Genomic DNA, 19,693 nt, shown 5'->3' on the forward strand with positions numbered 1-19,693 from the left:
TTGTATAATCATATAATTTTTTGATATAATTTGTCAATAAGTTTTAAGAAACTATAGGCTATATATTCACTAAAAAGAGAGGTTTAAAAATGGCACTACCAACATTAAGAATAGGAAAATATGAGATAGAGTATCCTATAATACAAGGAGGTATGGGAGTAGGTATATCTTGGGAGAACTTAGCTGGAAACGTAAGCAAAAATGGCTGTCTTGGTGTTGTATCCTCTGTTGGAACAGGTTATAGACATCCTAACTACGTTAAATTAAAAGATGGAAGACCTGTAGGTAGTAAGTATATACACAATAAAGAAGCTCTGACAAAAATAATAAAAGATGCTAAAGAGATTGCAGGTGGAGAAAAAGCTGTAATAGGTGTTAACATACTTTGTGCAATTACAGACTATGACAGAGTTGTTAGAGATTCAATTGAAGCAGGAGCAAACATTATTATATCTGGAGCAGGACTTCCACTTAGACTGCCAGAATACGCTGAAGGGTCAGACGCTGCATTAGTACCAATAGTATCATCTGCAAGGGCATTAAGAGTGATATGTAAACACTGGAAGAAAAAATACAACAGACTACCTGATGCAGTAGTTTTAGAAGGACCTTTATCTGGTGGACACCAAGGTATCCCTTACGAAGACTGTTTTAAACCTGAATACCAACTGGAAAACCTACTACCAGAAGTTTTAAAAGAGAGAGACATGTGGGGAGACTTTCCCGTTATAGTGGCCGGTGGTATATGGAGTAAAGAAGATATTGAGTGGTACATTTCTCAAGGTGCAGCTGGTGTTCAGATGGGAACAAGGTTTGTAGGTACATACGAATGTGATGCTTCTATGGAGTTTAAAAAAGTTATAATAAACGCGAAAAAGGAAGATATTGTTCTTTTAAAATCTCCTGTTGGATATCCTGCAAGAGGGATAGTTACAAAGCTGATTAAAGATATAGAGAATGGTACAGCTCCAGAGGTTAAATGTGCTTCTAACTGTGTAGTTCCTTGCAACCACGGAGAAGAGGCTAAAAAAGTAGGCTACTGTATAGCAGATAGGCTGGGAGATGCCTACCTTGGAAGGGTAGAAACAGGACTATTCTTTTCAGGTGCAAACGGCTATAGGATAAAAAGGCTCGTATCTGTAAAAGACCTTATAAGAGAATTGGTGGAAGGTATTCCTTCTGGGCAGGAAATTCCAGAAGAAATAGAATTAGTAAAAACTTAAAAATGGTAAAAGGGTGGAGGCTTTACTTACAGGTTGGATTGTATACTTTGGAGTATTTTATCTAACTAAGCATAGAGAAGTTAAATATGAATCTGTTTTTTATACAATCATAGCTTTTTTTGTTTCATTATTAGAGTTATACCTTTATTATAAAACGTACGCTTTTACTTTATTTCCATTTATAATTTTTTTACTTGCCGTTTCCCTTTTTAATCCAAATAAAAAAAGATACATTATTTTGTTTTTTTACTATTTCTTGTTATCTGGATTTAGTTTTTACTTTTCTAATGTTAGAGATTTATTAGTTTCGATGAGTTATTTACCACTATTTACGTTCTCTCTAACATCAAATAGACAAACAGTTATTTTTTATACATTATCTATTTTTTTATCTTTCATATCTTACTTTAATGAATTTTTATCGTTAGGATTAATATTAGTATTTATTTCTTTTTATAACATTCTTAATTATCTATCAAAAATTGAAGACGAAAAAGAGAGTTTTAAAATTTCAGTTGCAAAAACGATAGATAGTGAGATAAAAAGAGAGTTTGAAAAGTTAGAGTTTAAACTTCAAACAGCTTATAAAAAGTTAAAAGAACTTTTTAAATTAAGTATTTTTACAGTTAAAGAACTTTCGTCCTCAGATATGGCAAATAAGATAGTTGAGGGGCTTGTTAATATGGGCTACAGTGGGACTTTTGTAAAACTTACAAAGGAAGGTATTCAAAAAAAAGAAGGATTTTTTCCAAACTACAAAATTTACGTCAATTCTGATGAATATTCTGTAGCTCTTTATGACGATAACAAAGTTGTTTTAATTCCTTTAACAAGTGAAAATCAAAATTTGGGGATGATAGGAGTTTACTCTAAGATCCCCCTTACTGCTGAAGAGGTAGAATTTTTAATCACTTATGCTAACACTATATCAACATCTATTGCAAAAACTAACTTTCTTTTAGAAAAAATTAAATTGAGAGATTTAGTACAAAAAACTATAGAATCTATAGATTTAGGAATTATTGTTTTAAATAAGGAATTTAATATAGAACTTATCAACAAATCAGCCAAAATCTTACTTAGGGAAGATGAAGAATCTGAAAATTTCTTTGGACATTTTACTATTTTAAAAAATATGGAGAATGAATTTAAAGAAGTTATAAACTCAAAAAAGAGTTTTGAGAAAAAAATAACAATTTCAGAAAATCCAAAAAAAATTTGGGAAATAAAAGCTTTTCCAATTTTAACTCAAGAAGAAACTATCGAAAATATTGTTATAATTATAGAAGATATTACAGAAAAAGTAGAAATGGAAAATCAAATACTACAGTCTGAAAAGTTGGCAGTCATTGGAAGATTGGTTGCAAGTATATCCCATGAAGTTAAAAATCCTTTATCTATAATAAACCAGAGCGCGTATTCGTTAAAGAGAAAAATTAACAAAGCTTGTAAAGAAAACATTGATGATCTTTTAGGACCGATTGATAGGATAGAAAGAAATGTTCATAGGGCAAACGATATAGTTGAAAGGTTGCTGAATTTTACTAAACCTTATTATTCCAAAGTCGAAACTATAACTTTGAAGGAAGTTCTAGAAGAAGCAATAAAATTATCCTTTTTGCAAGCCAAAAGATCCGATATTTCAATTTCTAAAAGATTGACTAATGCTTATATTAAAGGTGATAAAAATGCTTTAGTTCAGTTATTTATAAATATTTTAATAAATGCAATAGAATCTATAAAGAACAAAGGTTCTATAATTATAAAAACTTATAAGAATAAAAAAGATGGTAAAGTCATAATTAAAATAAAGGATACGGGAATAGGGATTCCTTCAGAATACTTGGATAAAATTTTTGAACCATTTTTTACAACAAAAGAAAGTGGTACAGGACTTGGTCTTGCTGTCGCTTATAGAATTGTAGAAAGCCACGGTGGTAAAATATACGTTGAAAGCGAGGAAGGGAAAGGCACAGAATTTACAGTAGAACTACCTTTGTATAGAGAGGGAGATGATGGAAAGTAAAGGCTACATACTTTTAGTAGATGACGAAGAAGACATTTTGTTGTCATTTAAAGAGATTCTTGAAGATGAAGGCTATAAAGTTGACATATCTCCAGACCCAAAAAAAGCTATTGAAATGGTGAAACAGAACGATTACGACCTTATAATATCAGACCTTAAAATGCCACAAATGACTGGCGACGAATTTTTAAAAGAGATAAGAAAATTTAATGACATCTCCAGTTTCATAGTTTTAACCGCTTACGGAACAGTTGATACAGCTGTAGATTGTATGAAACATGGTGCGTTTGATTACATATCAAAACCTATCGATTTTAACGATGAAAGAACTTGGAACATGATAAAGGAAGCTATAGAACTTTCTAAATCTAAGAAAAATACTATTTTTTACAAAAACTATTTGGCTACTCTAAAAAACTCTTCTGATATAGAAAATATAATTACTGTAAACCCCTTAATGAAAGAGATTTTAGAGTATTTGAAAAAAATTGCTAACTTTGACTTTACAGTTTTGATATACGGTGAAAGTGGTGTAGGTAAAGAGTTATTTGCGAAGGCTATACATAATTTAAGTAATAGAAGAAACAAAATATTTTTACCTATAAACTGTGCAACTATTTCTAAAGATGTTATGGAATCTGAATTTTTTGGCGTTAAAAAAGGCGTTTTTACTGGAGCTGACACAGACAGAGCAGGTATATTAGAGATGGCAGATGGAGGAACTGTCTTCTTAGATGAAATATCAGAGATGCCTTTAGACCTTCAAGCTAAATTTTTAAGATTTTTACAAGAAAAAGAAGTAAGGAGAATAGGAGATACAGTTTCTAAAAAGGTTGACGTTAGAGTGATAGCAGCTACAAACAAAGACCTAAAACAACTTGTAAAAGAAGGGAAATTCAGAGAAGACCTTTACTACAGACTAGAAGGAATAAAGATAGAGATACCACCTTTAAGAGAGAGAAAGGAAGATATTCCTATTTTGGCCTACCACTTTTTAGAAGAGTTCAACAAAAATTATCAAACAAATATAAAAGGATTTACACAAGAAGCTTTACAACTTCTTGTTAACTATCACTGGGAAGGAAATGTTCGTCAACTTGAAAACGTTGTAAGGGAAGCTTGTATAATCGCCCTTGCAAAAAAAGAATACATAGATGCTTCCTGTTTACCTTCCTACATATCAGGGCAGGATAACAGTAAAGCTATGATTTTTGATTACAACTTGGCAAAAAAGTTAAACGACCAGACCTTTACAACTAAGTATTTAAAAAATCTTCTTGCTTTCACAAAAGGAAATATTTCCAGAGCCGCAAGACTTGCAAATATAGAGAGACAGTCTTTACAAAAACTTCTTAAAAAGTACGGTGTAGACCCTTCAGAGTTTAGAAAAGAGTGATTATTTATCTAAGAATATTTTAGAACCTGTAGTACCTCTTTGACCTTGGTACTTTCCTCTGTAAGGCTTCTCGGCTTTATCTACCATTTGAGCAAAAACCAGCTGACATATTCTCATCTCTGGGTATATCTTTATAGGGACAGAGTTTGCATTGTAAAATTCAAGGGTAATAGTTCCTTCAAACCCTGCATCTACCCATCCAGCATTTTCTATAAAAAGTCCAAGCCTGCCTAAAGAAGACCTTCCCTCTACAAAAGCAGTTATAAAATCTGGAAGTTTTATATACTCTATAGTTGTTGCTAAGACAAACTGTTTAGGTTTTATTATAAAACCTTCTGTAGAAGCTTCCTCTTTTACCAATCTGTTTGAAAAATAAGGGTCTTTTACATCTAAAACGTCAATATCTTCTGGATAAACTAAAAAGTCGTATCCAAGTCTTAAATCTACAGAAGATGGTTGTATCTGAACATCATCAAGAGGGTCTATAACAAGTAAGCCTTCACTTATATACTTTCTTATGGTCTTGTCATTTAAAATCATTGTATTATATTATAGCAAAATTTTTTTATAAAAGAGGTGTTTAAGTTGACTATTTATCTAAATCTTAAAGAAGAGCTTAAAAGAGAGCCTTTTAAAGAAATAGATTTAAAAATTCCTTTAAAAGATTTAGACTTACCAGAAAATTATTATCCTGAAGATAAAGACTTAGACATTAAACTACATCTTTTAAAAGACAAAGATGGATACGTAATTACGATAACTTTAAACACAACTATAAATATGAGTTGTGATAGATGTTTAACAGTTTTTCCTCAAAAGTTTGACTTTACAGAAAGTATAGTATTTACAAAAAATTTAGATAAACATCAAGAACTAACTGAAGAAGACCTATACTCTGAATACTTGGAAGATGAAGAAAAGTTTAACTTAAATGAGTTTGTTAGAGAAGAGATTATAGTTAACACACCTATGAAAGTGTTATGTAGTGAAGATTGTAAAGGTTTATGTCCTTACTGTGGTATTAACAAAAACGAAGAATCTTGCGATTGTGAAATTAAGATGAGAAGAAAAGAATCTCCTTTTGCAAAACTTCAAAAACTTCTAAAGTAATCTGGTATAATATTTGCTTTAATTTTGAAAAAGGAGGTTTTTTAGATATGGCAGTACCAAAGAGGAAAAAATCAAAAGCTAAAACAGCAATGAGAAGAGCACAGTGGAAACTATCATTACCAGGCTTATCTTTATGCCCTGAGTGTGGACAGCCAAAAGCTCCCCACAGAGTTTGCCCTCACTGTGGATACTACAAAAATAAAGAGGTAATTGAGGTCGTATAAGTGTATATAGCCCTTGATGCAATGGGAGGAGACTACGCTCCTCTCTGTAATATAAAAGGTGCGATAGAATTTGCAAAAGAGTATAAAATAGGAGTTTACTTAGTAGGGAATGAAGAAATCCTAAAACAAGAAATCAAAAAACATAATCTATCAATAGAAAATCTACCTATAGAAATTATCAATGCTCCTGAAGTTATAGAGATGCACGAAGCTCCTTCTGTAGCTCTAAGAAAAAAAAGAAACTCTTCAATGCATGTAGCCGGTAAACTTGTAAGAGAAGAGAAAGCTTCTGCTTTTGTTTCAGCAGGAAATACTGGCGCAGCTATGAGTGTAGGAAAGTTTATAATTGGAGCTGCTGAAGGAATAGAAAGACCCGGAATTGCAGTTGCTTTCCCGAATAAAAAAGGTGGAAGAACTGTTTTAATAGATGTAGGAGCAAATGTTGACAGCAGACCAAGACATCTTCTTTACTTTGCAGTGATGGGACATACATATGTAAAAGAGATACTAAAAACCTCTGATAATCCTCGTGTAGGAATACTAAGCATAGGAGAGGAAGAAGGAAAAGGAAACGAACTTGTGAAAGATACATATCCACTTCTTAAAATGACAAATTTAAACTTTGTAGGTAATGCAGAAGGGAGAGACATTTTTACTGGAGATTTTGACGTTATTGTGTGTGATGGATTTGTAGGAAATGTAGTTTTAAAAACCAGTGAAAGCCTTGGAATGATAATTCTTGAAATGATTAAAGAAGAAGTAGAAAAAAGTTTAGTCTCTAAGATAGGAGCTGCTCTTATGCTACCTGCTTTAAGAAGATTTAAAAAGAAAGCAGATTTCGCAGAATACGGAGGGGCCCCTCTTTTAGGGACTAAAGGAACATGTATAATAACCCACGGAAGAGCTGACGAGAGAGCTATAAAAAATGCTTTAAAATTTGCATCTGAATTTGTGAATCACGACTTTAACAAAAAGTTATTAGATAATATAAATCTACTACTTCCAGAAGAGTTAAGAAAATCCAAAGAAGATGATTTAAATGGAGATTTAAATGGGCAGTAAAATAACTGGCCTTGGAATGTACGTTCCAGAAAGAGTCTTAACAAACTTTGATTTAGAAAAAATATTGGATACATCAGACGAATGGATTACAACAAGAACAGGTATAAAAGAAAGGCATATAGCTGATGAGTGGGTAAAGGCAAGTGATTTAGCATTACATTCATCAAAAGAAGCTATAGAGATGGCTGGAATATCTCCAAAAGATATTGACGTTATTTTAGTTGCAACATCTACCCCTGATATGATATTCCCATCAACAGCCTGTTTTCTATCTGATAAGTTAGGATGTAAAAATCCAATGGCTTTTGACTTTTCAGCTGCTTGTAGTGGGTTTATATATGGTCTTACTATAGCTGATAGTTTTATAAAATCTGGAAAAGCAAATCACATTTTAGTTGTAGGAAGTGAAGTTTTTTCTAAGATAATAGATTGGTCTGATAGAACTACTGCAGTACTTTTTGGAGATGGGTCGGGAGCGATTGTTTTGTCTAAATCCAATGATAGTAGTGATATACTTTCTACAGTTATGAAATCTGAAGGTTCTCACTGGCAATTGCTTCACTGTCAAGTTGGTGAAAAACTGAGAATGCAAGGAAGAGAAACGTTTAAACATGCTATAAAATCTATGGAGCAAGCTTGTAATAAAGCTTTAGCCAAGGCTGGATTAACAAAAGATGATATAAAACTTGTAATACCTCATCAAGCAAATATTAGAATAATAGATGCATTGGCAGAAAAGTTAGAAATTCCAAAAGAAAAAGTTTACGTTAATATTCATAAGTATGGAAATACAAGTGCAGCCTCTATACCTATTGCTATGTATGAGGCTTATAAAGAAGGAAAAATAAATAGAGATGATTATATTCTTTTAACTGCCTTTGGTGGCGGTTTAACGTGGGGAGCTGTAGTTATAAGATTTTAAAACTCTATATTCTTTTCAAAATCTTCTGGTTTTAGAGAGTCTATCCACTCTTTTATATCTTCTTCTTCTAAATCTATTTCTTTATTTCCATTTTTTACCTGGTTTAAGACTTCTTGGGATACGTATATCGGACTTCCTGACCTTAAGGCTATGTTCACAGCATCACTTGGTCTTGCATCTACTTCAACTATATTTCCGTTTGCATCTTTCAGAATTATTGAAGCGTAGAACGTATTATCCTTTACAGTATGTATATTTACTTTTTCCACTGTTGAAGATAAAGATTCTATTAGTGTTGTTATTAAATCGTACGTTAATGGTCTTGGGTAGGTCATACACTCTAAATACATAGCTATCGAGTTTGCTTCAAAAACTCCTATCCAGATAGTAAGAATATCGTTGGTTTCTTTCCCTTTTAGCACTAAAACAGGCATGTTTGTAATTGGGTCTAAAGTGATTCCTTGTACGTCCATTTCTACCATCATTTTAATCGCCTCCGTTTATTCTTCCTTCTAAAGAAAATCTATTTACTTTTTCAATTTTTACATTTACAATTTGTCCAATATAATCCTGTGGACCTTCTACGTGGACTAACTTGTTAGTCCTTGTTCTTCCAGTTAATTTTCCTTCTTCGTTTATCTCTTCTATTAAGACTTCTACCGTTTTTCCTTCGTAAGATAAATTCTTCTTAAAAGTTATATCTTTTTGTATGTTTATCAAGTCGTTTAGCCATTTTGATACTGTTTCTGGTGATTCTGTCATAGGCATATCAGCTGCTGGCGTTCCTGGCCTTGGTGAGTATTTAAATGCAAACACTTGGTTGTACTCTACTTCTTTTATAACTTTAACGGTTTCAAGGTAATCTTCGTAAGTTTCTCCTGGAAATCCTACGATTATGTCAGTAGAAAGAGCTATGTCAGGAATGTACTTTTTAAGTAGCTCAATCTTTTGAAGATACTCTTTTTGTGTGTAGCCTCTATCCATTGCTTGTAGTATTTTATCAGACCCTGCCTGTATAGGAAGGTGAAGAGCTTCACATACTTGTGGTAGGTCTGCCATTACTTTTATCGTGTCTTCGTCTAAGTCTCTTGGGTGTCCTGTGGTAAATCTTATTCTTTCTACATCTGGAACGCTGGCTACAGCTTGCAAGAGCTCCCAGAATTTAACGTCTCCTAAGTCTTTACCGTATGCCGTTACGTTTTGACCTATTAAATGAATCTCTTTAACGCCATCTTCTACTAAAAATTGGACTTCTCTTAAAATGTCTCCTATTCTACGGCTTCTTTCTCTTCCTCTTGTTGTAGGAACTATACAGTAAGTACACTTTTTATCACATCCTCTTATAACAGTTACAAAAGCTGTGTATTTATTTTCTCTGACCGTTGGAAACTGGTCTAAAAGATTTTCGTTTTCGTCTATCTCTTCAAGTATTTCAACTGCTTTGTTTCCAGATTTTGCTTCTTCAAGGAGCTGTGGTAGATGGTGTATGTTTGTTGTTCCAAAAACCATATCTATAAAAGGAGCTTTTTGTAGTATCTCGTAGCCTGCTCTCTGGGCTAAGCATCCACAAACGCCAATAACTGCGTTTGGTTTATCTTTTTTTATTTTTTTAAACTCTCCTAAAGCGGATAAAACTTTTTGGTCTGGTTTTTCTCTTACAGAGCAGGTATTTACTAAAATGACGTCTGCATCTTTCCAGTCTTCTGCTGGCTCATAACCTAATGTTTTTAATATACCTGCCATCTTTTCAGAGTCGTTAACGTTCATCTGACAGCCAAAAGTTCTTATGTAATACTTCATTCCTTACCTCTTATTTGTTTTCAAAAACTCTTTTGTATATATAATCAATATTCTTTAAAAATTCATCAACATTAAAAATTTTGTCTATTTCTTCTTTTGTCAAGCGTGAATTAACATCAGGGTCTTGTAAGAGGGTATCCTTAAACATTAGTCCTTCTGTATCCCAAGCTTTCATAGCGTTTCTCTGGACTATATCGTAAGCTTCGTCTCTTGATAGTCCTTTTTCTACCAGTGCAACCAATACTTTTGATGAGAAGTATAAACCTTTTGATTTATCCATATTTTTTCTCATGTTTTCAGGATAGACAACTAAGTCTTTTAAAACATTTTTTGTAAGGTGTAGTATGTAATCAAGGGCTATGGCAGTATCAGGCATAATAACTCTTTCAACTGATGAGTGGGATATATCTCTTTCGTGCCATAGGGCTATATCTTCCATTGCTGGAATTGCGTTTGCCCTTATTACTCTTGCAAGTCCTGTAATTCTCTCACAGGTTATAGGATTTTTCTTGTGAGGCATTGCGGAAGAGCCTCTTTGTCCTTTTTTAAATGGTTCTTGAGCTTCTAAAACTTCAGTCCTTTGTAAGTGTCTTATCTCAACTGCTATTTTTTCTAATGAAGAAGCTGTTATTGCCATAGCCGTCATAAACTCTGCATGTCTATCTCTTTGTATAACCTGATTTGCAACAGGCTCAGGTTTTAGTCCAAGCTCTGCAAGGGTAAGTTCTTCAAGTTGTGGTGGAATGTTTGAATAGGTTCCAACAGCTCCTGAAATTGTTCCTACTGACACTACTTCCCTTGCATTTTCAAGTCTTCTTTTATTTCTTTTAAACTCTTCATACCACAGGGCAAACTTTAAGCCGAAAACCATTGGTTCAGCGTGAACTCCGTGAGTCCTTCCCATCATAACAGTATCTTTGTATTTAAATGCATTTTCTTTAAGTATCTCTAAAAGCTCGTCAACACTTTCTATAAGTAGGTCTAAAGCTTCTCTCATAACAAGGGCTAAAGCTGTATCTATAACATCCGAGGAAGTAAGTCCAAGGTGTATGTACCTTCCGTTTTCTCCTACCTGTTGGGCTACAGCTGTTACGAATGCTAAAACGTCGTGGTTGTATATTTTGTCAAGCTCGTGTATCTTTTCTACTGTTTGGTCATCTATATGAGTCTTTTCTATAATTTCTTTTAAAGCATCGTCTGGGATTTTCCCCATTTTATTCCAAGCCTTACAAACGGCTATCTCTACATCAAGCCATTTTTGAAATTTATTTTTTTCGCTCCATATATAACCCATCTGTTCTCTTGTGTATCTTTTTATCATGAGAGCTCCTCTTTTAGTATTTTGTTAACAAGTTGTGGATTTGCTTTTCCTTTTGTTTCTTTCATTATTTGACCTACTAAAAATCCTAATATTTTTTCGTTTCCTGATTTGTATTTTTCTACTTCTGCTGGGTGTTTTTCTAAGACTGCTTTTACTATAGACCTGATTTCATCTTCGTTTGATATTTGTTTTAAACCCTTTTCTTCTACTATACTTTTTGGTGATTTTCCTGTTTCAAAGGCAATGTCAAAGACTTCTTTTGCTATCTTTCCTGATATTGTTCCATCTGCTATGAGAGATATAAGCTCTGCAAAACTAACAGGTGAAATAGGTGAATTTTCTATTTCTATACCTTTTTCGTTTAATCTTCCAAGTAGTTCGTTTAGAATCCAGTTTGAGACTAATTTTGGATTTTGTGAAAAGTGTTTAATTACTTCTTCAAAGTAGTTTGCAAGATTTTTATCTGACGTTAAAACTTCTGCATCATAAGGTGGAAGGTTAAAGGATTGAATGTATCTGTGATACTTTTGGTCTGGGAGCTCTGGAAGGGATTTTTTTATCTCTTCTATCTGGGAATCTTTTAAGACTATTGGTAGTAGGTCTGGGTCTGGGAAGTATCTGTAGTCGTGTGCCTCTTCTTTTGTTCTCATTGTGTAGGTTTTACCTGAATCTGGGTCAAAGAGTCTTGTCTCTTGGATTATTTTTTCTCCTTTTTTTAGGAGTTTTGCCTGTCTTTCTATTTCGTATTCAATGGCTTTTACTATAAATCTAAATGAGTTTATGTTTTTAAGTTCTACTTTTGTTCCAAGTTGGCTTGCGCCTTTTGGTTTTAGTGATATGTTAACGTCACATCTAAGCTGTCCTTTTTCCATATCAGCTTCTGATACGCCTATGTATCTCATTATGTTTCTTAGTTTTTCTAAATACTTCCTTGCCTCTTCAGCTGAAGATATATCTGGCTCGGTAACTATTTCCATTAAAGGAGTTCCAGCTCTGTTTAAATCTACGTAGGATTTGCTACCTTCGTGTATGGTTTTTCCTGCATCTTCTTCTATATGAAGTCTGTGGATTCTTATCTTTTTAAACTCATCTTCTAACTTTATCTCTATGTAGCCATCTGTTGCTAAGGGTTTGTCATACTGAGATATTTGATAACCTTTTGGAAGGTCAGGATAAAAGTAATTTTTCCTTGCCATTATTGAAAGGTTGTGGACTTTACAATTTAAGGCTAAAGCTGCTTTTACAGCATACTCAATGGCTGTTTTGTTTATTACAGGTAAGCTACCAGGGTGGGCAAGGCATACAGGACATATGTTTGTGTTAGGTGGAGCTCCATACTCTACCTTACATCCACAAAACATTTTTGTTTTTGTGTTCATCTGGACGTGGGTTTCAAGACCTATAACTACGTCAAACTCTTTTTCTAAAGCTACAGCTGACTCCATCTTTTTACCTCTTTATAGATTATTTTTTTCCAGAAAGTGGAGCTTTAAGGTTTTTTATAGCTCTCTCTGATGCAAATTTGTATCTTATGTCTTGTTTTGCTAATTTTTCTAACTCTGCTTTAATCTGTTTTTCAGCTTCATCACTAGCGTTTTTATAGCCAAGGACGTAGGCAACTATGGCTATTAGTGCAAAGCCAAAAAACTCAACTATTTTCCCTAAAACTGTAGATGTTGATTGTAAAAATAAACCTCCAACTGCCATTATTATTCCAGCTGCAAGAATAAACTTCCAGTATTTTAAGATAGTTTCTCCAAGCATAATAACTCCTTGTGGTGAAAATTTTTTAATATTATACTTGAATTTTTTATAAGATTGGAGTATATTATAAATCTGCTTACGGAGGAGTGGCTGAGTGGACGAAAGCGGGTGATTTGAAATCACTTGAGGGTTGACAGCCCTCCGGGGGTTCGAATCCCTCCTCCTCCGCTTAACATTTACCTTGACAACCGAATAGGTTTTAATCCCACTTAAGTTTTTGATAATCTGGTAAAATTAACTTATTAATAACAATTATTATTAAGTTTTGCATCGTGATAACAGAAAATATATTATTGTAATAATCAAGTAGTGATAAGGGTGAAAGTGGGAATATAATAGAAAATATATTTGCATTATGTGAGGTTTGATGCAATTAACCTCAATTTGTGAGCGGTTAACGAAAATAAAAACTGCCAGCAAACCAGTATCATTACTTGATTATTTAAAATTTTTTATTTTTAAAAATTAACGGGTTTTGTCTGAACTATGTGGGATAGAAAGGAAAATCAAAAAAATAGCTGAAGAAGAGCTACAAGCTGGTTTTGTCTGAACTATGTGGGATAGAAAGTTGAAGCTGCTTTGTTAACAACTTCTGCTTTTATTACGTTTTGTCTGAACTATGTGGGATAGAAAGGAACATTTTTTTATTATTTTCTTTTTTATTTTTTCTAGTTTTGTCTGAACTATGTGGGATAGAAAGACGAGTGCTGTTATTATAGCACCCGCATAAGGAAAAAGTTTTGTCTGAACTATGTGGGATAGAAAGTTTCTAACATGACATCATCAATCTCAAAATATTTTTTGGTTTTGTCTGAACTATGTGGGATAGAAAGTCATCGTATTGAGAGGTAAATTTTATCACTGGGACTAAGTTTTGTCTGAACTATGTGGGATAGAAAGTAATTCTCCCTGCCACGAATGACTGCACTGATACCTGTTTTGTCTGAACTATGTGGGATAGAAAGGTTTTTCTTCTGGGTTGTAGTATTTCCTGTATTCCTGTTTTGTCTGAACTATGTGGGATAGGTTTAATTACAATTTTTAAACAGAGAGCTTATAAAAACGATTATGATATCGTTTATAGTTTCTAAAAACTTATTGACAAATCATATCGAAAGATTATATAATTATGTATATGAAAGCAAAAGAATATTAAAAGTTTTAAGAATAAGTAGAATAACATAATTAATGAAAGAGGCAAAGCCTCTAAGGACGGTAAGATTAACGCTTAACTTAATTTGAAAAGTAACCTGCGAGTCTCTATTAGAGATAGCAGGTAGAAGGCCATTACGGGTACACTGCAAGATAGCTTTGTTTACCAGTTAGTATCTGTAAGTGTACCTTGAATGATGAAAAATAGAGTGTATAAGTTTTACACTATCAAGGAAGCTGTAAGAAATCTCTAGCTAATTTTAAATAAGTTTAAACCCAAAACAATGATTATCATTACAATAATAGAAGCTATAAGTAAGATTTTTAGTTTTCGATTTTCTGCTTTCACTTCATTTAATTTTTTTCTTACAGGCGAAAAACTGCTTTGACCTCCTCTAACATCTTTTTTCTCTCTTCATCTGATACGTATGGTACAGCATAAAATATTTTGTGCTGAATAACTTTCATTCCGCAGAAGGTAAATATTCCACCTATTGTCTTTTTCAAACATTCTGACATTCCAGTAGATACAGCTGTATTTTCATCTTCTCCCATAGTATTGAAAATAATTACTTTTTTGTCAGTTAGAAGTGGTTTTATTTCGCCGTTTTCTTCAGCGTAAGCAAAACCGTAAGAAAAAACTCTATCTATGTATCCTTTTAGTATAGCTGGCATTGAGTACCACCATATTGGATGAATTACAACTAGTGTATCAGCATTTTTTACAAGGGTTTGTTGATGTTTAACATCGTCTAAAACTTTGCTTTGCATTATAGCTTCAAAGCCTTGAGGTTTTAACACTGGGTCAAAGTTTATTTGGTACAAATCTACAGTTTCAAAGCTTTTTCCTGCATTTTTTAAAGTTTCTTCAATAGTACTTTTTATAGCAGAGTTAAAACTCTTTGGATTTGGATGAGCGTAGATTATAAGATAATCCATGTGAAACCTCCTTTGTGAGAATTTATTTTTGCTTAAAATCTAATATTGCATAAGTTCATGTTGCATATGCGACAAGTTCATCGTTAAAAGTTATCTCTACTACTGCAAAAGCAACACTTTTACCGATTTTTAAAACTTTACCAATAGCTTTTAAAGTGCCTTTCTTTGCAGGTGCATGTTTAAGGCTCTCCCTGTTAGATATAAATCCTAAAATTTCAAATATCACTCCCATCATCGTTAAAGCTATTGCAAAATGCACTGTAGGTGGATGTAGCTCTGTCATTGTTATTCCCCCTTATAATAACTTTCATCTTTAAACTTTACTTTTAAATGAGTTCCATCACAGAAAGGCTTATTTTTTGAGTTTCCACATCTACAGAGTGTAATTCTATTTCTTATCTGATAAATGTATCCTTTCGAGGATTCTATCGGTATTCCACCTTTTACCCATATAGCAGAACTAACCCCTTTTAGATTATCTTCTAAAATAGTTATCTCTTTTTCTAAATTAGGTTCAATGTAATTACCATTTTTATCCTTTAAAACTAATCTTCCTGAAGGACAGTTTGAAACTATTTGTAAAATATCTTCATACTTTTCCTTATTATTTGGTTCTTTTATGATATCCCATATTCCTTTTCCTTTTAGACAAAATCTTGCAGATGCACAAAGATACTTAATATCTAAAAGGTCTAAATCCTGTCCTTCAAATGTTTTGATATGCTCATCTTTAATCTCAATATCAGCTGTTTCTTCACCATCAAATCCTTGTTTATGTGAACCATTACAAAAAGGTTTGTTTTTTGATAGTCCACATCTACACAAAGCATAAGTTTCTTTTGTCTCAAATTTTTCCATTTTTTTCCAAGATTGAGGTATTATCATTTTATAGCTAATCATTTCTTCTCTGTATAGAGGAATATTACCTTCTACTAAATATGGACCATTTTTTAGAACTTTTATTTTCATTGATTAACTCCGGCTTTTGACTTAAGAATAAGAAGTGGTTATAGATTCTGATATATACTATGATTTAAGTCATAAAAAAGCCCTCAGATAGAGGGCTGTGAATGGTTTAGCTATTTTTTGATAGAAACTCTTTTATCTTTAGCTCCATCAAATCTTTAAGGTAAAGTTTTCTTCTTTTTAATCTTTCTTCTTCTGCTTCCAGCTCTGGATCAGGTGGAAAGTGTTTTTCAATTTTAGAAACTTTCCATTCTAAATCTTTGTGTTCTTCGTACCAGTGTTTAAACTCTTCGTCTGTTTCTAAAAGTTTTTGAATTGCTTCTTCCCTTGTCATAGCTTCACTCCTTTATTTAAAATTTTTTTAAGTGCCGTGTTCCCAGCTTGATAAATATTTTACCTGCTCAGGTGTTAATGTATCTATCTGTACTCCCATAGCTTGAAGTTTTAATCTTGCAACTTCAAAGTCGAGTTCATCTGGAACTTTATAAACAGTTTTTTCTAATTTATCTGCATTTTTATACACAAACTCTGCTGATAATGCTTGATTTGCAAAAGACATATCCATAACTTGTGCTGGATGTCCTTCTGCAGCTGCTAAGTTAACCAACCTTCCTTCTGCTAAAACGTAAATGTTTCTTCCATCTTTAAGGGTATACTCTTTAACATTTTCTCTTATATCTCTTGTTTTTACAGCCATTTCTTGTAATGCATTTAGGTTTATCTCTACGTCAAAATGTCCAGAGTTGCTGACGATGGCTCCGTCTCTCATAACTTCTAAGTGCTGTCTATCTATAACGTTTATATTTCCTGTCACTGTAACGAAAAAGTCTCCTATTTTTGCAGCTTCTATCATAGGCATTACTCTGTAGCCGTCCATCACAGCTTCTAACGCTTTAAGTGGGTCTACTTCTGTAATGATAACGTCGGCTCCCATACCTCTTGCTCTCATTGCTACACCTTTACCACACCAACCATACCCTGCAACTACAAACTTAGACCCTGCTATAAGTCTGTTAGTAGCTCTTAAAATACCGTCAATAGTTGACTGTCCAGTTCCGTATCTGTTGTCAAAAAGGTGTTTTGTGTATGCATCGTTTACCGCTATAACTGGGAATTTTAACACTTTTTCTTTTGCCATTGCTTTTAATCTGATTACACCTGTGGTTGTTTCTTCCGTTCCTCCGTAAACGTTTGACGCTAAATCTTGTCTTTCTTTGTGAAGCAGAGATATTAAATCAGCTCCATCGTCCATCGTAATGTTAGGTTTTTTGTCTAAAACTGCGTTTAGATGTTCGTAGTAAGTGTCTCTGTCTTCTCCATGAATAGCAAAAACTGGTATTTCAAAGTATTTAACCAATGCAGCTGCCACATCGTCTTGGGTTGAAAGAGGGTTTGAAGCTGTAAGGTATACATCAGCTCCACCTTCCTTTAAGGTTATCATAAGGTTTGCTGTTTCTGTAGTAACGTGAAGGCAAGCTCCAATTGTTATACCTTTTAAAGGTTTTTCTTTTTTAAATCTTTCCCTTATCTGCCTTAAAACAGGCATATCTTTTTCTGCCCACTGAATTCTCAGCAGTCCTTTATCAGCAAGAGAGATGTCTTTTATGTGGTAATCCATAAAGTCCTCCTTAATTTTGTTAAAAAATTATAACATGGCTTAAAAATGTCTAAAACCTCTGTTGTCTAACTTTTGAACTTTTCCTTGAGTTTTTAAGTAAACTCCTTCTCCTTCTTCTACGTATCCTATTTTTATTAAGTCTAAATCTTTATCGGAAGTTAAGGCAAGTTCGTACTCTTCTCCGCTATAAAAAATATACTCGTAAGGGTCTTTATTGTACTTTTGGCAAAACATTTTTAATCTTTCGTCAATTGGTAATTTTTCCTTTTCTATTACTATCTTTACTTTACTTTTTTCCGATATATGTCTTAAATCTGATACTAAACTATCGCTTACGTCTATACAGCTTGAAGATAGTTTTACTTTTTCTAAAAGGTCTATCCTTGCTTTTGGTTTGTAATGTTTTTGTATTAACTGTTTTTCAAACTCTTCATAACTATCTTTATTCATTAAGATAAGTTCTAATCCTGCTTTTGATAAACCTAAGTTTGAAGATATATAAACATACTCTCCTGCCTTTGCTTTGTCTCTTCCTATAAATCTATCTGTCTGTCCTACCATTGACATGTCTATCATGAGCTGTTTTGAAGAAGATACATTTCCACCTATTGTAAAAAATCCGTAGTAGTCTTGAGCTTCTTTAATGCCTTCGTAAACGCCTTTTATAAACTCGTAATTTAAATCTTTTGGTAGAGCAAGAGAGATTAAAGCCCATCTTGGTTTTCCACCACAAGAGACTATATCGCTTACATTTGAAGTAGAAAGCTTCCAACCTAAATCTTTTGGATTTATCTTCTCTTTAAGAAAGTGGGAGCCTTCCACTTGAATATCAACAGTAAAAAGTAAAAACTCACTTCCTACTTTAACACAGGCACAGTCATCGCCATAGCCTACAATAACATCTTGGTCGTTTATTGGTAAAATCCGATTTAACTTATCAATAAGCCCAAACTCGCCTAACTCTTGGATTTTCATTAAAACATAAGCCTCATAGCTTCTTTTACTTCTTCCATTGTTTTACTGGCTATTTCCCTTGCTTTTTCGTTTCCTTCAGCTATTATTCTATCAAGTAGCTGTCTGTCTTTTTCCAATTCTTTTCTTTTTTCTCTGATGGGGGACAAAAATTTGTTTATGTTTTCTGCAAGTATTTTTTTACACTCTATACATCCTATCTCTGCACTTCTACACTTTTGGTCTATCTGTTTTACTGTTTCCTCATCAGTAAAGTACTTGTGATAGCTAAATACATTACAGACCTCTGGTCTTCCGGGGATAGATTTTTTAACTCTCTGGGTGTCTGTTTTCATAGATAAAACTTTTTTGTTTAACTGCTGTTCATCTTCACTAAGGGCTATCGTGTTTCCGTAAGATTTAGACATCTTTCTTCCATCTGTTCCAAGCAGTTTTGAAGCTTCTGTAAGTAATGCTTTTGGTTCTACAAAAACAGGTTTGTAAAGGTGGTTAAACCTTCTTGCTATTTCTCTGGTTATTTCTATGTGAGGAAGCTGGTCTTCTCCTACAGGGACTGCTTGCGCTTTGTAGATGAGTATATCAGAAGCCATTAAAACTGGATAACCAAAAAATCCATAAGTATCTATATCTTTGCCTATATCTCCCTCTTTTAAATTAAATACTATCTCGTTTGATAGACTTTCATCTATAGATAGCTTTATCAAGCTTTCTTTAAGATATTCAAAATCTATTTCTTTTTTATGATAAAAACTTTCATAAACTATCTGTCTTACTGTATCTTCTTCTATTTTTATACCTTTTCCAAATAAAAAGTCTCTAACATACTGAAAAAATAGGTTAAATTTTAAATCTTTGTAAGATGGGTTTAGTTCAAGCCAGCTTTTAGGTGTTATCATTCCAAGAAGTAATGTTAGTTCTGCGTGCTGTTTTACAGCTGACTGGACAAAGATTGTGGCTTTTGACGGGTCTATTCCGCAGGATATCCAGTCTATAACAAGGTCGTATATATTTTCCTTTAAATCAGAGGTGTCTTTATACTTGTTTGTTAAAGCATGCCAATCTGCAACAAAGAAAAAACATTCATCACTGTTTTGAAGGTTAATCCAGTTTTTTATAACACCAAAGTAATGTCCAAGATGGAGCTTACCAGTTGGACGCATACCACTAACTATTCTCATAAAGCATCCTCCGATTTTTG

At 33.2% G+C, this 19,693-nt stretch carries 20 protein-coding genes, 1 tRNA gene and 1 CRISPR repeat array; of the genes, 8 read left to right on the forward strand and 13 right to left on the reverse strand.

Translation table 11 applies throughout. From position 1 onward, the window contains the following. Positions 1–89 precede the first annotated feature (89 nt). From Q385_RS0103810 to Q385_RS0103820, 3 genes are all read left to right on the forward strand, one after another. Positions 90–1,223: an NAD(P)H-dependent flavin oxidoreductase gene (locus tag Q385_RS0103810; protein WP_028950391.1), complete on the forward strand. Its 1,134-nt coding sequence runs from the start codon at positions 90–92 to the stop codon at positions 1,221–1,223. A 310-nt stretch (positions 1,224–1,533) separates the two neighbouring features. Then, positions 1,534–3,249, forward strand: coding sequence for an ATP-binding protein (locus Q385_RS0103815; protein ID WP_245596357.1), 1,716 nt, complete (start codon positions 1,534–1,536; stop codon positions 3,247–3,249). Next, a complete protein-coding gene (locus tag Q385_RS0103820; RefSeq protein ID WP_028950393.1) occupies positions 3,239–4,645 on the forward strand; it encodes a sigma-54-dependent transcriptional regulator in 1,407 nt (468 codons plus the stop codon). Before Q385_RS0103815 ends, Q385_RS0103820 begins: the two co-directional genes overlap by 11 nt. Here the strand turns inward: Q385_RS0103820 and dcd are convergent, their stop codons facing one another. Next, entirely contained in the window at positions 4,646–5,185 is a 540-nt protein-coding gene (gene dcd / locus Q385_RS0103825; RefSeq protein WP_028950394.1) for a dCTP deaminase, read from the reverse strand. A gap of 36 nt (positions 5,186–5,221) precedes the next feature. On the opposite strand from dcd, the gene Q385_RS0103830 reads away from it, so the two are divergent. Genes Q385_RS0103830 through Q385_RS0103845 form a run of 4 tightly spaced genes read left to right on the forward strand, consistent with a single transcriptional unit; the run spans position 5,222 to position 7,963 of the window. Then, the gene (locus tag Q385_RS0103830; RefSeq protein WP_245596358.1) at positions 5,222–5,755 is read left to right on the forward strand and encodes a YceD family protein; all 534 of its coding nucleotides are present in this window, start codon (positions 5,222–5,224) and stop codon (positions 5,753–5,755) included. 47 nt (positions 5,756–5,802) lie between these two features. Then, complete coding sequence (gene rpmF, locus Q385_RS0103835) at positions 5,803–5,979, forward strand: 50S ribosomal protein L32 (RefSeq protein WP_028950396.1); 177 nt, start codon at positions 5,803–5,805, stop codon at positions 5,977–5,979. Further along, positions 5,980–7,041 carry a phosphate acyltransferase PlsX gene (gene plsX, locus Q385_RS0103840; protein ID WP_028950397.1) on the forward strand — a complete coding sequence of 354 codons (1,062 nt, stop codon included), beginning with the start codon at positions 5,980–5,982 and terminating at the stop codon, positions 7,039–7,041. Further along, entirely contained in the window at positions 7,031–7,963 is a 933-nt protein-coding gene (locus Q385_RS0103845; protein ID WP_028950398.1) for a beta-ketoacyl-ACP synthase III, read from the forward strand. Before plsX ends, Q385_RS0103845 begins: the two co-directional genes overlap by 11 nt. Here Q385_RS0103845 and Q385_RS0103850 read toward each other — a convergent pair. The 5 genes from Q385_RS0103850 to Q385_RS0103870 are packed head-to-tail and all read right to left on the reverse strand — an operon-like array spanning position 7,960 to position 12,848. Beyond that, positions 7,960–8,448, reverse strand: a complete 489-nt coding sequence (locus Q385_RS0103850; protein WP_245596359.1) for a bifunctional nuclease family protein — start codon at positions 8,446–8,448, stop codon at positions 7,960–7,962. The two genes, Q385_RS0103845 and Q385_RS0103850, sit on opposite strands and share 4 nt — an antisense overlap. Position 8,449: 1 nt before the next feature. Beyond that, entirely contained in the window at positions 8,450–9,763 is a 1,314-nt protein-coding gene (gene miaB / locus Q385_RS0103855; protein ID WP_028950400.1) for a tRNA (N6-isopentenyl adenosine(37)-C2)-methylthiotransferase MiaB, read from the reverse strand. A 10-nt stretch (positions 9,764–9,773) separates the two neighbouring features. Continuing rightward, on the reverse strand, positions 9,774–11,084 hold the full coding sequence (gene purB, locus Q385_RS0103860; RefSeq protein ID WP_028950401.1) for an adenylosuccinate lyase: 1,311 nt from the start codon (positions 11,082–11,084) through the stop codon (positions 9,774–9,776). After that, positions 11,081–12,529 carry an Asp-tRNA(Asn)/Glu-tRNA(Gln) amidotransferase subunit GatB gene (gene gatB, locus Q385_RS0103865; protein ID WP_028950402.1) on the reverse strand — a complete coding sequence of 483 codons (1,449 nt, stop codon included), beginning with the start codon at positions 12,527–12,529 and terminating at the stop codon, positions 11,081–11,083. Before gatB ends, purB begins: the two co-directional genes overlap by 4 nt. Positions 12,530–12,548: 19 nt before the next feature. After that, the gene (locus Q385_RS0103870) at positions 12,549–12,848 is read right to left on the reverse strand and encodes a hypothetical protein (protein ID WP_028950403.1); all 300 of its coding nucleotides are present in this window, start codon (positions 12,846–12,848) and stop codon (positions 12,549–12,551) included. An 80-nt stretch (positions 12,849–12,928) separates the two neighbouring features. Here Q385_RS0103870 and Q385_RS0103875 point away from each other — a divergent pair. Beyond that, positions 12,929–13,016 (forward strand) — tRNA-Ser (locus Q385_RS0103875). A gap of 304 nt (positions 13,017–13,320) precedes the next feature. Next, a CRISPR array of direct repeats spans positions 13,321–13,878; the repeat unit is 29 nt; unit sequence GTTTTGTCTGAACTATGTGGGATAGAAAG. 488 nt (positions 13,879–14,366) lie between these two features. On the opposite strand, the gene Q385_RS0103880 is transcribed toward Q385_RS0103875, so the two are convergent. From Q385_RS0103880 to trpS, 7 genes are all read right to left on the reverse strand, one after another. Further along, positions 14,367–14,939, reverse strand: coding sequence for an NAD(P)H-dependent oxidoreductase (locus Q385_RS0103880; RefSeq protein ID WP_028950404.1), 573 nt, complete (start codon positions 14,937–14,939; stop codon positions 14,367–14,369). A gap of 55 nt (positions 14,940–14,994) precedes the next feature. After that, complete coding sequence (locus Q385_RS09485) at positions 14,995–15,222, reverse strand: hypothetical protein (RefSeq protein ID WP_028950405.1); 228 nt, start codon at positions 15,220–15,222, stop codon at positions 14,995–14,997. A 2-nt stretch (positions 15,223–15,224) separates the two neighbouring features. Further along, positions 15,225–15,908: a CDGSH iron-sulfur domain-containing protein gene (locus tag Q385_RS0103890; RefSeq protein WP_028950406.1), complete on the reverse strand. Its 684-nt coding sequence runs from the start codon at positions 15,906–15,908 to the stop codon at positions 15,225–15,227. Between the two features lie 106 nt (positions 15,909–16,014). Further along, a complete protein-coding gene (locus tag Q385_RS0103895; RefSeq protein ID WP_028950407.1) occupies positions 16,015–16,239 on the reverse strand; it encodes a DUF465 domain-containing protein in 225 nt (74 codons plus the stop codon). A 27-nt stretch (positions 16,240–16,266) separates the two neighbouring features. Next, on the reverse strand, positions 16,267–17,523 hold the full coding sequence (gene ahcY, locus Q385_RS0103900) for an adenosylhomocysteinase (protein WP_028950408.1): 1,257 nt from the start codon (positions 17,521–17,523) through the stop codon (positions 16,267–16,269). 39 nt (positions 17,524–17,562) lie between these two features. Next, complete coding sequence (gene thiL, locus Q385_RS0103905) at positions 17,563–18,498, reverse strand: thiamine-phosphate kinase (protein ID WP_028950409.1); 936 nt, start codon at positions 18,496–18,498, stop codon at positions 17,563–17,565. Continuing rightward, positions 18,498–19,673: a tryptophan--tRNA ligase gene (trpS, locus tag Q385_RS0103910; RefSeq protein ID WP_028950410.1), complete on the reverse strand. Its 1,176-nt coding sequence runs from the start codon at positions 19,671–19,673 to the stop codon at positions 18,498–18,500. Before trpS ends, thiL begins: the two co-directional genes overlap by 1 nt. Between the last annotated feature and the right edge of the window lie 20 nt (positions 19,674–19,693).

Origin of the sequence: Sulfurihydrogenibium subterraneum DSM 15120 (assembly GCF_000619805.1) — a bacterium.
In the GTDB taxonomy this organism is placed as follows: Bacteria; Aquificota; Aquificia; order Aquificales; family Hydrogenothermaceae; genus Sulfurihydrogenibium; species Sulfurihydrogenibium subterraneum.